Source organism: Streptomyces sp. NPDC060194 (assembly GCF_042728285.1).
Lineage (GTDB): Bacteria > Actinomycetota > Actinomycetes > Streptomycetales > Streptomycetaceae > Streptomyces.
This window is the reverse complement of the sequence record NZ_JBHWZH010000156.1, coordinates 1-12,617: the sequence shown is the minus strand read 5'-3', so window position 1 is coordinate 12,617 and position 12,617 is coordinate 1. Positions and strand designations below refer to the sequence as shown.

Annotated in this window: 10 protein-coding genes and 2 tRNA genes; 5 read left to right on the top strand and 7 right to left on the bottom strand. The window is 75.9% G+C overall.

Annotated features, from left to right (window positions below; all coding sequences use genetic code 11):
• The first annotated feature begins 76 nt into the window (after nt 1-76).
• Entirely contained in the window at nt 77-895 is an 819-nt protein-coding gene (locus tag ACFWEG_RS25015; protein ID WP_387219235.1) for a YceI family protein, read from the top strand.
• A gap of 74 nt (nt 896-969) precedes the next feature.
• Here ACFWEG_RS25015 and ACFWEG_RS25010 read toward each other — a convergent pair whose 3' ends face one another.
• Nucleotides 970-1,674 (bottom strand): GAF and ANTAR domain-containing protein, encoded by a 705-nt coding sequence (locus ACFWEG_RS25010; RefSeq protein WP_387219230.1) that lies wholly within the window; start codon nt 1,672-1,674, stop codon nt 970-972.
• Between the two features lie 299 nt (nt 1,675-1,973).
• Between ACFWEG_RS25010 and ACFWEG_RS25005 the strand changes: the two genes are divergently transcribed.
• Complete coding sequence (locus ACFWEG_RS25005; RefSeq protein ID WP_387219227.1) at nt 1,974-2,324, top strand: STAS domain-containing protein; 351 nt, start codon at nt 1,974-1,976, stop codon at nt 2,322-2,324.
• Here ACFWEG_RS25005 and ACFWEG_RS25000 read toward each other — a convergent pair.
• From ACFWEG_RS25000 to ACFWEG_RS24985, 4 genes are all read right to left on the bottom strand, one after another.
• Complete coding sequence (locus ACFWEG_RS25000; protein ID WP_387219232.1) at nt 2,291-3,085, bottom strand: TetR/AcrR family transcriptional regulator C-terminal domain-containing protein; 795 nt, start codon at nt 3,083-3,085, stop codon at nt 2,291-2,293. The genes ACFWEG_RS25005 and ACFWEG_RS25000 overlap by 34 nt on opposite strands.
• 134 nt (nt 3,086-3,219) lie before the next feature.
• Nucleotides 3,220-4,734, bottom strand: a complete 1,515-nt coding sequence (locus ACFWEG_RS24995) for an MFS transporter (RefSeq protein WP_387219225.1) — start codon at nt 4,732-4,734, stop codon at nt 3,220-3,222.
• A gap of 86 nt (nt 4,735-4,820) precedes the next feature.
• Nucleotides 4,821-5,621 (bottom strand): response regulator transcription factor, encoded by an 801-nt coding sequence (locus ACFWEG_RS24990; protein ID WP_387219222.1) that lies wholly within the window; start codon nt 5,619-5,621, stop codon nt 4,821-4,823.
• A gap of 201 nt (nt 5,622-5,822) precedes the next feature.
• Nucleotides 5,823-6,689 carry a DUF2797 domain-containing protein gene (locus ACFWEG_RS24985; RefSeq protein WP_387219219.1) on the bottom strand — a complete coding sequence of 289 codons (867 nt, stop codon included), beginning with the start codon at nt 6,687-6,689 and terminating at the stop codon, nt 5,823-5,825.
• Between the two features lie 69 nt (nt 6,690-6,758).
• Between ACFWEG_RS24985 and ACFWEG_RS24980 the strand changes: the two genes are divergently transcribed.
• Nucleotides 6,759-7,190 carry an NUDIX domain-containing protein gene (locus tag ACFWEG_RS24980; RefSeq protein WP_387219216.1) on the top strand — a complete coding sequence of 144 codons (432 nt, stop codon included), beginning with the start codon at nt 6,759-6,761 and terminating at the stop codon, nt 7,188-7,190.
• Nucleotides 7,191-7,256: 66 nt separating this feature from the next.
• On the opposite strand, the gene ACFWEG_RS24975 is transcribed toward ACFWEG_RS24980, so the two are convergent.
• A tRNA-Arg gene (locus ACFWEG_RS24975) sits at nt 7,257-7,329 on the bottom strand.
• A 182-nt stretch (nt 7,330-7,511) separates the two neighbouring features.
• Nucleotides 7,512-7,602, bottom strand: a tRNA-Ser gene (locus ACFWEG_RS24970).
• 237 nt (nt 7,603-7,839) lie between these two features.
• Here ACFWEG_RS24970 and ACFWEG_RS24965 point away from each other — a divergent pair.
• Both ACFWEG_RS24965 and ACFWEG_RS24960 read left to right on the top strand, forming a co-directional pair.
• Nucleotides 7,840-8,385, top strand: a complete 546-nt coding sequence (locus tag ACFWEG_RS24965) for an SSI family serine proteinase inhibitor (protein WP_387219214.1) — start codon at nt 7,840-7,842, stop codon at nt 8,383-8,385.
• Nucleotides 8,386-8,531: 146 nt separating this feature from the next.
• On the top strand, nt 8,532-12,464 hold the full coding sequence (locus tag ACFWEG_RS24960; RefSeq protein ID WP_387219212.1) for a PAS domain-containing protein: 3,933 nt from the start codon (nt 8,532-8,534) through the stop codon (nt 12,462-12,464).
• Nucleotides 12,465-12,617 lie beyond the last annotated feature (153 nt).

Here is a 12,617-nt window from a genome sequence, read left to right as displayed (position 1 = left end):
CGGCGGGTCCGCGCGCACCCCCTTCCCGTCCGCCGCCCCGGCCCGCCCTCATCCCTACGTCAGTGAAAGGCCCTCCGTGTCCCTCCGTGCCCGCCTCCACACCCGTGACAACTGGCCCGTGCCGCACGCCGTCGTCACCGTCACCGACATGACCGGCGCCCAGGTCCTGCGGGCCGCGGCCGACCAGGACGGCGTCGTCGACGACCCCACCGCGCTGCCGCCGGGCGCGTACACCGCGATCGTCACCGCCGTGGGCTACGCCCCCACCGCGTCCACCGCGCTCGTCGGGGCCGGCGGCCGGGCCGAACTCGGCAGCCTCACGCTCGCGCGGCAGGGCGGCACCGAGTTGCCGCCGCCGGGGGCCTGGAGCATCGACCCGGCGCACTCCTCGGTGGCGGCGTCCGCGCGGCACCTCGGCTTCTCCAGCGTGCGCGGTCGGTTCACCGCGTTCTCCGGGCGGATAGCGATCGCGCCGGACGTGGAGAACTCGCTGGTCGAGGCGGTGGTCGAGGCCGACTCGATCGACACCGGGAACCGGATGCGGGACGACCACCTGGTCTCGCCCGACTTCCTCGACGTCCAGCGCTTCCCCGAACTCACCTACCGCAGCACGGCCCCGCTGACCCCGGTCGGCACCGACCGCTGGCTGGTCACCGGGGAGCTGGCCCTGCACGGCGTGGTCCGGAGCGTCCCGCTCGACCTCACCTACCTCGGCTCGGGCCCCGACCCGTGGGGCGGAACCCGGGCGGCCTTCCGCGCCACCGCCGAGCTGCACCGCGACGACTTCGCGATGCACTACAACCAGGTCGTCCAGGCCGGCATCTCAGCGATCGGCGCGACCCTGCAGGTCGAGCTGGACATCCAGGCCGTCCGGGACGTCCCCGCCGCGGGCTGAGGCGCCGGTCCCGGCACGGGGACCCGGCGGGGGCCCCGCGGCCGCGCGGTACCGCCGCCCCGGTCGCGGCGGGCTCAGTCGGGGGTGACCGCGTCCACGATCCGCTGGGCGATGTCCCGCAGCTTCACGTTCTCCTGCTGCGAGGTCCGCACCAGCCGGTTGAACGCCTCGCTCGCGTCCATGTCGAGGCGCCCCATCAGCAGACCGGTCGCCTGCCCGATGACGTCCCGGGTGCGCATGGCCTCGGTGAGCTGCTCGCGCTCGGTCGCGGTCTCCAGGGCGATCGAGATGTGCGCCGCGAGCAGCCGCCCGATCCGGACGTCCGCGTCGCCGAAGGCGCCGGTGGTGCGCGCGTAGAGCGAGAGCACGCTGAGCTTGCGCTGGTCGGCGCGGAGCCGGAGCGAGATCGCGGACCGCAGTCCGTGGACGCCGAGGAAGACACCGCGCCCGTCGCCGTCGGCCGTCTCGTCGGTCCGCACCAGCGGGGCGTCCCACAGGGTGTCCCAGTACGTTCTCGGGTCGGGGCCTTGCTCGTCGGGTGCGCAGGCCCTGCGCACGATGTCGTCCGTCCAGGCCACCGGCCGGGCGGGCAGGCCGCGCTCGACGACCGTGATGCCCGCGTACTCCGCGCCCGGCACGATCTCCCGGGCCAGCTCCACGGCCGCGAGCAGCGTGGACGGGTGGCCCTCGACGGCGTGCAGCTGGGTGGCGGCGGAGGTCAGGATCTCCGCCAGGGCGAAGACCGCCGGGGACGCGACCGCGTCGGCAGAGAGCGGCACTTCGGGAAAATCGTACGCAGTCACTACGAACCTCTTCGGCATGCACGGCCCTGAGGCCATGCGCAGGAGAGCTCCGCAGCACATTCCTGACTGCGAGCACAGGATGAGCAAACTCTATCGGCTCCCTCCGACCGGTGAACGCTCCGGGTGGAGCAGACGTGAAGGTGGTGAGGAGGACGGCCACCGTCCTTCCCGGGCCGGGGTACCCGTGGTGCAATGACCGAGCGGGTCAGGAAGCGGTCCGCCGATCCTCCGGGTCCGGACTGGGCGCGGGTCCGCCCTCCGGTCAGGGAGCTTCCGTGCCCGTGCTGCTCCGCCCGTGCGACCTGCCGCACTGCACCCTCGTGCCGATGCCGGCCGAAGTGGATCTCTACAACCGGCCGGACCTGTTCGACGGCATCCGCCGCATCGTCGACGGCCGGGCCGGCCGCATCGACTTCCTGGTCCTCGACTTCTCCGAGACCGTCTTCATGGACTCCCAGGGCGTCTCGCTGATCGACGCCGTCCGCGCCCATCTGCGCGGGCTGCCCGGCGAGCCGGGGCTGCGCGTCGTCGCCGGCGCCCGGATCGTCCGCCGGGTCCTGGACATCACCCACGCCCGGCGGGACGTGGCCGTCTACGAGGACGCGTCGGAGGCGCTGTTCGCCTGAGCCTCGATCCCCGCGACGACGATGTCCAGGGCGAACCGGAAGTCCTGGTCGCGCAGCTGCTCGGGGGTGCCGCCGCCGCGGGCCTCGAAGGCCGCCACGGCGTCCGTGTAGAGGTCGGCGATGTGGGGGCGTTCGCCGACCGTCCGCAGCGAGCGCCGGAAGTACTCCTCCTGCGAGACCCCGGCCTCCGCGCACCGCGCGGCGAACTGGCCCTCGACGGTGGCGAACCCGTAGACGAACTGGAAGACGGCCGCGAGGCCCGCCGTCCGGCCCTGCGGCGGCAGCCCGCTGCGGGCGACGACGTCCTGGCAGCGGCGGGCGAACGCGGCCGCGTTCGGGCCGATGTTGAGGAAGCGGCCGAGCAGGGCCGGGGCCCAGGGGTGGCGCACCAAGGCCTCGCGGTAGGCGGTGGCAAGGCCGCGGAGGTCGTCGGGCCAGCTTGCGGAGTCCGCCCCGCAGGAGTCCGCCCCGCCGGAGCCGGGCTCCGGGGACCGGGTGTCGCGGGCGTGGGCCGCCGGGCCCTCGAAGACGGCGTCCAGGGCGAGTTCGAGCAGGTCGTCCTTGGTGTCCACATACCAGTAGAGGGACATCGCCGTCACGTCCAGCGCCGCGGCGAGCTTGCGCATGGAGAACCTCGCCGCGCCCTCCGCGTCGAGCAGCCGGACGGCGCCGGCGGTGACGCGGTCGCGGTCGAGGCCGGCGGGCTGGTCCGGGCGGCGGGTCCGGGTCGCCGGGGCGCCGGGGTCGAGCCAGACGCTCATCCGCGCGCTCGGGTCCGCCGGGCTCGGGTCCGCCGGGCTCGGGTTCTCCGGGCTCGGGTCCTCCGGGGTCGGGGGCGGGTCCGCGGATGCCATGGGGTGCCTCCTGGTGGTTCCGGACGGGGTTCGGCCCGATGCTAGGTGAGCTGCGGGGCCTCGGCCGGTGCCGTCTGCTCCGCCGCCTGCCGCGCGTCGGCGCGGCGCAGCAGCCAGGCCGCGAGCAGCCCGCCCGCCGCGATCGCCACCGCGCCGACGAGGAGGCCGGCGGTGACCCCGGACGCGAAGGCGTCGAGGATCAGGTCGCGTTCCCCGGGGTGCGCGGCCAGCGTGGCGGGCAGCGAGTCGCCGTCGAAGGGCAGCCGCGCGGCCGTCGCCGAGGCGAGGACCGCGCCGAGCACGGCGACGCCGAGGCCGGTGCCGAACTCCGCGACCGTGCCGTTGACGCCCGCGCCGACGCCCGCCTTCTCCGGCGGTATCGCGCCCATGATCGCGGCGGCCATCGCCGGGTTCGCCAGCGCGACGCCGACCCCCATCACGACCAGGCCGGCCAGCGTGCCGCCGTAGCCGTCGGAACCGGACAGCGCCACCCCCGTCAGGCCGGCGGCCAGCAGCCCCATGCCGACGCCGAGCGACCTCGGCACGCCGATCCGCCGGCTCCAGCGCGCCCCGAGGCCGCTGAAGTTGACCAGGACGACGGTCAGGGCGAACGGCGCGGTCCGCAGCCCGGCCTCCAGCGGCCCGTGGCCGAGGCCGAACTGCAGCAGCTGCGTCAGCAGGAAGAGCGAACCGCCCATCCCGAAGGTCACCAGCACCGCCCCGCAGAGCGCCCCGGTGAATCGCGGGTTCCGGAAGAAGGACATGTCCAGCATGGGATACGGGATCCGCGCCTCGTACACCGCGAAGACGGCGAGGACGACGGTCCCGACGGCGGCCGGGATCACCACGTGCGCGCTGGTCCAGCCATGCTCGGGCCCGGAGATGATCGCGTAGACCGTCGACGCCATGCCGATCGTCGAGAGCACCGCGCCGATCAGGTCCGGGCGGTCGCCGAGCGGGTTGCGCGACTCCGGCACCAGCACGACGACGGCGGCGAGGGCGAGCAGCGCGATCGGCAGGTTGATCAGGAAGATCGCGCCCCACCAGAAGTGGTCGAGCACGATCCCGCCGAGGAGCGGCCCGCCCGCGAAGCCGAGCGCGTTGACCGCGGCCCAGACGCCGATCGCCCGGGTGTGCTCGGAGGGGTCGAAGACCTGCATCACCACGGCGAGGGTGCAGGTCAGCAGCATCGCGCCGCCGACGCCCATCCCCGCGCGGGCGGCGATCAGCTGCCCGGCCGAGCCCGCGAGCCCGGCGGCCAGCGAGCCGGCGCCGAACAGCGCGAGGCCGGTGAGCAGCAGCCGCTTGCGTCCGTAGCGGTCGGCGGCGTTCCCGGCGGCGAGCAGCAGACCGGCCTGGACCAGGGAGTACGCGTTGATCATCCACTGGATGTCGGCGGTCGAGGCGTGCAGCTCCGCGGTGAGGGACGGGATCGCGACGTTGAGCACGGTGTTGTCGAGCAGCACCACGAGCTGGGCGAGGCAGATCACCGCGAGGATGACCCAGCGCCGGGGGTGGCCGGGGGTGGCCGCCGGCGGGGTGGGCAGGGCCGTCACGTCGGGCTCCGGGACGCCGAGGGCCGGTCGCGCAGGCCCTTGTACGGTGTAGGGGACCTGTACACCGTACAAGAGGCGCGGGAGGGTCAGCGCACGCCGGCGGGCTCCCGGTCGGCCGCGGCCCTGAGCACGTAGCCGGCCCCGCGCCGGGTGTGGATCATCGGTTCGCGCCCGGCGTCGATCTTCCGGCGCAGGTAGGAGATGTACAGCTCGACGACGTTCGCCTTGCCGCCGAAGTCGTAGCTCCACACGCGGTCCAGGATCTGCGCCTTGCTGAGCACACGCTTCGGGTTGCGCATGAGGTACCGCAGCAGTTCGAACTCGGTCGCCGTCAGCCGTACCGGCGTCCCGCCGCGCGTCACCTCCCGGCTGTCCTCGTCGAGGACGAGGTCGCCGACGACCAGCACCGAGGCGCTGCGCGCCCCCGCCGTCGCGCCGGACCGCCGGACGAGGCTCCGCAGCCGGGCCGCGACGTCCTCCAGGACGAACGGCTTCGCGACGTGGTCGTCCCCGCCGGCCGTCAGCCCGGCGATCCGCCGGCCGGTGTCGCCCTTCCCGGTGAGGAACAGCACCGGTACGTCCTGCCGTTCGCGCCGCAGCCGCCCGAGGAGCGACATGCCGTCCACGTCCGGCAGCGTCACGTCGAGGACCACGGCGTCCGGCCGGAGGCGGCGCACCGCGCGGACCACCTCGGCGCCGTCGGCCGACGCCGTCCGCACGTCCCACCCCTCGTAGCCGAGGGCGAGCGCGAGCAGCTCCGCGGGTGCGCCGTCGCCGGCCACGACGAGGACGGTCCCGGCGGTGCGGGAGGCGGGGGCCGGAGCCGCGGGGACGCGGTGGGTCCGGGAGGGTTCGCGGTGGCGGCCGGGCGGCGGGGTCGTGGTCATGCACCCACCGTGCGAGGGGTGCGTGAGACCCGGCTTGGTGCTTCCTGTGAATTGCCTGAGAAATCGGCCCGCGGGGTTGGGGCGGTCGGGGACGTCGGCCTCCGGGAGGGCGGGGTGGCGGGCGGTCAGGCGGGCGCCGCGAGCCGAGGTGGTCGGCGCCGTGAGACGGGGCGGCGGGCGCCGTGAGATGGGGTGGCCGGCTCAGAACAGCCCCTCCTGCGGGCGCTGTTCACCCCCGACCGCCCGTACGGGCACCGTCACGCCCGGCTCGCGGGCGGGGCCGAGCCGCCATCCGCGCAGCAGCCGGGTGTCGACGACGAGGACGCCGCCGCCCTCGACACGCAGGTGCAGGTCGGGGCCGGCGACGGCGAGGAGTTCACCGCCGACCCGGCCGTCCGTGACGAGCTCGCTCACCACGCCCGTGGCGACGGGCACCTCGTCGACGCCGAACACCTCGCCGTGGTCGACGACCGCGCACGGCGCCGCCTCCAGCGCCTCCGGCCATCCGGCGAGTCCCACCACCCGGCCGTACAACTCCTCCACCTCAAACCGCCGTTCACCGGCCGCCGGCAGCCGCCCCCTGACGAGCCGCTTCCTCTCGTACGGCACCCGGTCGGGGATCCCGAGGCCCGCCCGCGCGGTCTCCTCCGCCCGGCGCGCGGCCATCAGCGGCCCGCGGCCCACCCAGGTGAACGCCACCGCACCCTGTTCGAGCAGCCGCGCGCTCCCCCGGTCGGCGCGGGTGATCCCCACCTTCACCAGACCGGGACCGAACCACGCCAGGTACACGGCGTACGGCCGGGGGTCGTCGGCCAGCGTGTCGGCGGCGACGGAGTGCATCCGGTCGAGCCGCGCGCACTCCTCGCACCGCGCGCCGGTGATCCGGCCCCCGATCTCCGCGCGCACCGGGCAGGCGTTCCCCCGCGCCCCGGTACACCGCCGCACCCCCCGCGCGACGAACCCCACCCACGCCCCCCGCCTCAGCGCGCTCACCTTCCCCCCGCCCCACCCGACCCCCGGCCCCCCTCCCTCCCACCGCACCCCGTCACACCGCCAACCCTCTGTCATCCCCCGATGATGCCGCCCCCCACTGACAACGGCCCCCGCGCCGGACGCCGCGGCCCTACCGTCGTCCGCATGAACATCCGACGGAACGTGCGCGCCGTCCTGTCCGACGGCGACCACCTCCTCTTCCTGCGCCGCCGATGGCCGGGCGGCTCCGCGTACTGCACGACCGTCGGCGGCGGCGTCGCGGACGACGCGGACCTCGAGGCGGCGCTGCGGCGCGAGGTCCTGGAGGAGACCGGCGCCACGATCGGCCCGCTCATCCCGCTCCTCACGGAGACCGAACCGGGCACGCGGCTCACGCTCGTCCGCCACTACTTCCACGCGGACGTCCTGCACCTGGACCCCGCTCGGCGCGGCGGCCCCGAACTCGACGCACCCGACACGGGCGACTTCACCCTCATCCGGGTGCCCCGCACCCCCGAGGCCGTCAGGGCCCTCGCCCTCGACTCCCCCGCGCTCACGGACCTCCTGTGCGAGCACCTCCAGCCCCGCCCCACCTGACCCCCGACCGCCCGCCGCACACGACGAAGCCCCCGCCGGATTCCCGGCGGGGGCTTCGTTCTGCTGTGCACTCGGCAGGATTCGAACCTGCAACCTTCTGATCCGTAGTCAGATGCTCTATCCGTTAAGCTACGAGTGCTTGTGCTTCCGGGGGTTTTGCGCCCCGTCGGCGTTACGAGAAGAACTTTACATGACGGGTGGCGTCATGCGAAATCCGTTTGGCTCAGGGGGTCTGACCTGCGGAAACGAGGGGCGGGGGTGGTCCCCCGGGGGTGGGAACGGGAGAAGCCCCGGTCCGTGGGGACCGGGGCTTCGTGGGTGCGGAGGCGGAGGGATTTGAACCCTCGATGGGGGGTAAACCCCAAACCGCATTAGCAGTGCGGCGCCATAGACCGGACTAGGCGACGCCTCCAACCGCATGATCCGGCCGCGCGGGCGCGATCGGTCGTGCGTGCAGATGATGACACAGCCGCGTGGGGTGTCACCAATCGCCGCCCACGGTACTAGGCGGGTGGTCGGCAGGGCAAAGCCATTGGGGCGCGCAACGCGAGCGGGCGCGGCGCGTTAGGGGAGGGAGGGGCGCGGGTGACGCCCGCGCCCGAGCGCGACCTCGCGCGCCGGCCCGGCGCGCCGTACCCGAGGAGTCCGCATGACCCGCACCCCCCGCCGCGCCACCCCCGCCCGCCTCGTCCTCGGCTCACTGCTCGCCCTCGCCGGGACCGCGGTCCCCGCGCACGCCGACCCCGGGCCCGCCGGCCGGGCCCCCGCCGACCGCCTCACGGTGACGGTCGACGGGACGGGCGACGCGGCGTACGACGGCCGGACGTACACGCTGGAGTGCGGGCCGACCGGCGGCGACCACCCGATGGCGCAGGCCGCCTGCGACCGGCTGACCGAGGCCGGACGACCGGCGACGTACGCACCGGACGCACACGGTGCACCGGCCGCACCCGGCGCGCCGATCGGCGGCCCCCGCACGGACGACCGGCCGGAGGCCCCCGAGGCCGCAGACCTCTTCGCCCCCGTCCCGTCCGGCACCCTCTGCACCATGCAGTACGGCGGCGAGGCCACCGCCCACGTCACCGGCACCTGGCAGGGACGGCCGGTCGACGCCGTGTTCAGCCGGAGCGACGGCTGCGAGATCGGGCGCTGGAACGCCCTGCAGCCGCTGCTGCCCGCCCCCGCCGGCGTCTGACGGCCCGACCCGTCGCCGCGGCCCGGCGCGGGCTCCCGTCTCATCCGCCGACGCGCCCACAACCTCTGCCCGTAGACTCCCTCCAGTGACACGCCGGAAGGCGGAGTCGGCAAGGTACGGCAGTAGGTCAGGGAGGAACCGTCGTCGTGAGCAGCAGGCCATCCCGAGGCGCTGCTCGCCTCGCAGCGATACTCGACGCACTTCCGGACGCGCTGGTGCTCGTCAACGCGAACGGCACGGTCGTCAACGCCAATTCGATCGCGCTGGACGTGATGGAGGCGCCGGGTACCGCACTCGTCGGGCGCGGGCTGCTCGATCTGCTGCCCGAGTTCGACTCGCGGCTGATCCCCGGCTCGATGCGGCGGCCCGACAGCCGCGACGAGCGCGGCCGGACGAAGCCCACCCGGATGACCGCGCGGCGCACGGACGGCACCGAGTTCCCCGTCGAGGTGACCAGCGCGAGCCTGGAGGACGGGCGGCAGGCGTACGGGCACCAGCCGGGCGAGCCGCAGCCGGCCTTCACCGGCGACGAGCTGCTGATGATCGTCGTCCGCGACCTGACCGGGACGGTGGACACCGAGGCGGAGCTCGCCCGGTCGCAGCGGCAGACCGAGATGATCCTGCGGGCGGCGTCCGAGGGCGTCGTGGGTACGGACACCGAGGGCCGGATCGTGCTGGTCAACCCGGCCGCCGCGCAGATCCTCGGCTACCGGGCCACCGAGCTGGGCGGCCAGAAGCTGCACGCGCTGACGCTGCACTCGCGGGGCGACGGCGAGCCGTTCGAGTACACCGAGTCGCCGCTCGCCGACACCCTGCGCTCCGGGCGCAAGCACCGGGTGCGCGGACAGGTCATGTGGGCGAAGAGCGGCAAGCCGGTGCCGGTCGACCTGACCACCGCGCCGGTCCGCGACGGCGACCTGCTCGTCGGCGCGGTGCTCACGTTCACCGACCGCCGGCCGCACGAGGCGCTCGCCGAGCAGCACGAGAGCGAGCTGCGCGAACTGCGCGAGCGGCACGCCGCCGAGGTGGCGGAGCTGAAGGAGACCTACGAGACCGACCTCGCCGACCGCATGGAGCGGTACGACGCCGGTCTCTCGGCCCGCGAGGAGCGGCTCGACGCGCTCACCGCCCGCCACCGGCAGCTGCTCGCCGTGCTCGGTGAGGGCCTGCGCGGGCCGCTGGAGCAACTCCGGGGCGAGCTCGGGACGCTGGCCGCCGACCCGGCCGGGCAGCTGTGGCCCGAGGCCAACCAGATCCTGCACCACCTCACCGCCGGCTACGCGCGGATGACCACGCTCGTCGACAACGTCCTGGCCTTCCAGCGGCTCGACGACGGCAGCGACCGGCTCGACCCGAAGAAGGTGCTGCTCGACGGCGTCGTCCAGGCGGCCGTCGAGGGCGCGATCGAACTGATCGGCCCCGGCCGCGTGCAGTTCGCGGTGCACGCCCCGCCGATCGAGGCGGAGGTCGACGGCGCGCGGCTCGCGACGGCGCTGGCCCACCTCGTCGCGGACGTCGCCGGCATCGACTCCACGGGCAACGCCCGCGCGAACACCCAGTCGGCCCACCAGCACGGCGGCTACGTCGACTCCACGATCGTGGTGGCCGCCGCCCAGCGCGGCGACGTCGTCCGGATCGAGGTGCGCGGGCCCTTCGCCGGCGGCGACCCGATCCACGAGCCGATCGTGCGCGGGATCGTCGAGGCGCACCGCGGCGTCCTGCAGACGCACGACGTGCCCGGGATGGGCGGTCAGGCGTACGTCCTGGAGGTGCCGATCGGCGACGGCGCGGGAACGGTGGCGGGGTCGGCCGTCGAGGTGCACGGGGCGCAGGAGCCGCCGCGGCGGTCGTCCGTCGACGCGTTCCTGGGCGACGACGGCGAGGGCGAACGGCAGCCCACCGGCCGGCGCAGGGCGCGGGCGGCGGCCTCCGACGAGCGGGCGCTGGTGCCGGCGCAGGGCGGCGAGCCCTCCGTAGGCACGGCGGGCGGCGGCACCGGCCGCCGGCGCGGGCGGCCCAGCCCGGCCGAGGGCGAGGCGGCCGAGGCGCCGCAGGGCGCGGCCGCGCTGGAACCGGTCGCGACCGGGCGCCGGGCCCGGCGGATGACGGGGACGGGCGGCGAGCAGCAGCAGGACGGCGCGTGGGGCGGGCAGCCGCCGCAGCAGCACGCCCTCCCCGCGCCGCAGTCCCTCCCGGCGCCGCAGTCCCTCCCGGCCGACGACGGCGCCTCCGGGGCAGCCGTCGAGCTGCACGGCGCGCCGGACGCCGACGGCGCGCCGACCGGCCGGCGCCGGCGGGCGCTGGCCGCGGCCGCCGAGCGGGCCACGGAGGAGGAGACCCGCGACCGGGTCCCCTTCGCCCTGCCGCCGGCCGAGGCCGACCGGCACGAGGGACCGGCGGACGACGCCGTCGCGCACACTCCGCCGCAGCCGCATCCCGCGCCCTCGGGCCGCCGCCGGGCGCCGGCCGAGGAGCCGGTCGCGCCGGGCGGTCTGGTCCAGGTGCCGCCGGGCGTGCCCGGTGCCGGCAGCGGGTGGCCGAGCACGCGGCTGCCGGAGCAGCAGTCGGCGGAGCCCGCGGCCCCGGCCCTCGCGGCCGCCCCCGCGGGCCACTCCGCCCCGGCCGCCTCCGCCACGGTCCCGCCCGCCGCGCAGCTGCCGCAGCAGGCGGTCGGCGACGCCGGGCCCGACGGGGCCGCGCCGGGCTGGGACGACGTCCGCGCGACGGCGGGGACGCAGCGGGCGCCCGAGCAGGCCGTGCACACCCAGCACTGGCCCTCGGTTCCCGGGCAGGGCGGCCCCCGGACGGCCGGCGACGAGAGCGCTCCGGCGGCCGACGCGCCGCACCCGAGCGGCGTGAACGGGACCGCGCCCGTCCAGCAGCCCGCGGGCCCGACGAGCAGCACCGCCGCGCCCGAGCACCCCCGCCCCGCGACCGCGCACCGGGTGCGCCCGCTGGCCGCGCCCCCGGCCGCGCCGGCCGGCGAGCCCGGCCCCGGGCAGTCGCACGGCCGCCCGATCAGCGTGCGCACGCTGGGTCAGGGCGTGCCGTACGCGCGGCCGGGCGGCGAGCAGCGCCCCGGCGCCACCCCGGCCACGCCGGGCGGCTCCGGTTCGGGCCGCCGGCGCAAGCTGGCCGCGCCCCCCGCCGAGGACGAGCCGACGCCGACGCCGGCGCCGCAGGCCACGCCCCCCGCCGCGCAGGCGCGGCTCGGGCAGACGCCGCCCGAGGGGCGTTCGTACGCCATAGGCGCGCCGGTCGCCGGCAGCGGCGAGGGCCCGGAGCCGCTCGACGGGCCGAACGGCGCGGTCGAGGTCGCGCAGCGGCCGGTGCCGCAGCCGATGGACGACGAGCTGCCGCCGGAGCCGCTCGACAACCCGCGGCGGCTCCTGGTGTGGCCCGCGCCGGACCCGTCGACCGAGCAGGCGCTGACCGCGCGCGGCTACCGGCCCGTCGTCGTGCACTCGCGCGAGGAGGTGGACGCTCAGATCGCGGCCTTCCCGGCGGCGCTCTTCGTCGACCCGCTGACCGGTCCGATCACCCGTACCGCGCTGCAGTCGCTGCGCCAGGCGGCCGTCACCGCCGAGGTCCCGGTGCTGGTCACCGCGGGGCTCGGGCAGGCGACGCGGGAGGCGGCGTACGGGGCGGACCCGGCGGTGCTGCTGAAGGCGCTCGCGCCGCGCGACAGCGAGCAGCACCCGCCGCGGGTGCTGCTCGTGGAGGAGCACGCGGAGATCGCGGCCGCGCTGACGGAGACCCTGGAGCGGCGCGGGATGCAGGTCGCGCGGGCCGCCGGGGACGAGGACGGTGTGCAGCTGGCCGCGCAGACCCGGCCGAACCTGGTGGTGATGGACCTGTCGCAGGTCCGCCGCGGCCAGGCCGGGATCGTCGACTGGCTGCGGGCGAACGGGCAGTTGAACCGCACGCCGCTGGTCGTCTACACGGCCGCGGACATCACTCCGGACCAGCTTCCGCGCCTCGCGTCCGGGGAGACGGTGCTGTTCCTGGCGGAGCGGTCGACGAGTGCGGAGGCGCAGGAGCGGATCGTGGACCTGCTGGCGAAGATCGGCACGAACTGAGGCCGTCGGGCCGGGCCTCGGGCCGCGGCACATGCCCGAGGGGGCGGATGTTTCACGTGAAACATCCGCCCCCACGGCGGGGGACACCCCCCCCCCCGCGGGAAAAGCCCCCCCCCGCGGCCGGGGGGGGCCCCCCAGGCTCATTTAAAAAAA

Coding starts and splice junctions, on each gene's coding strand:
- ACFWEG_RS24985 (WP_387219219.1), bottom strand. CDS start 6,689: ATGACAGAGGGTTGGCGGTGTGACGGGGTGCGGTGGGAGGGAGGGGGG.
- ACFWEG_RS24965 (WP_387219214.1), top strand. CDS start 7,840: ATGACCCGCACCCCCCGCCGCGCCACCCCCGCCCGCCTCGTCCTCGGC.
- ACFWEG_RS25000 (WP_387219232.1), bottom strand. CDS start 3,085: ATGAGCGTCTGGCTCGACCCCGGCGCCCCGGCGACCCGGACCCGCCGC.
- ACFWEG_RS24980 (WP_387219216.1), top strand. CDS start 6,759: ATGAACATCCGACGGAACGTGCGCGCCGTCCTGTCCGACGGCGACCAC.
- ACFWEG_RS24990 (WP_387219222.1), bottom strand. CDS start 5,621: ATGACCACGACCCCGCCGCCCGGCCGCCACCGCGAACCCTCCCGGACC.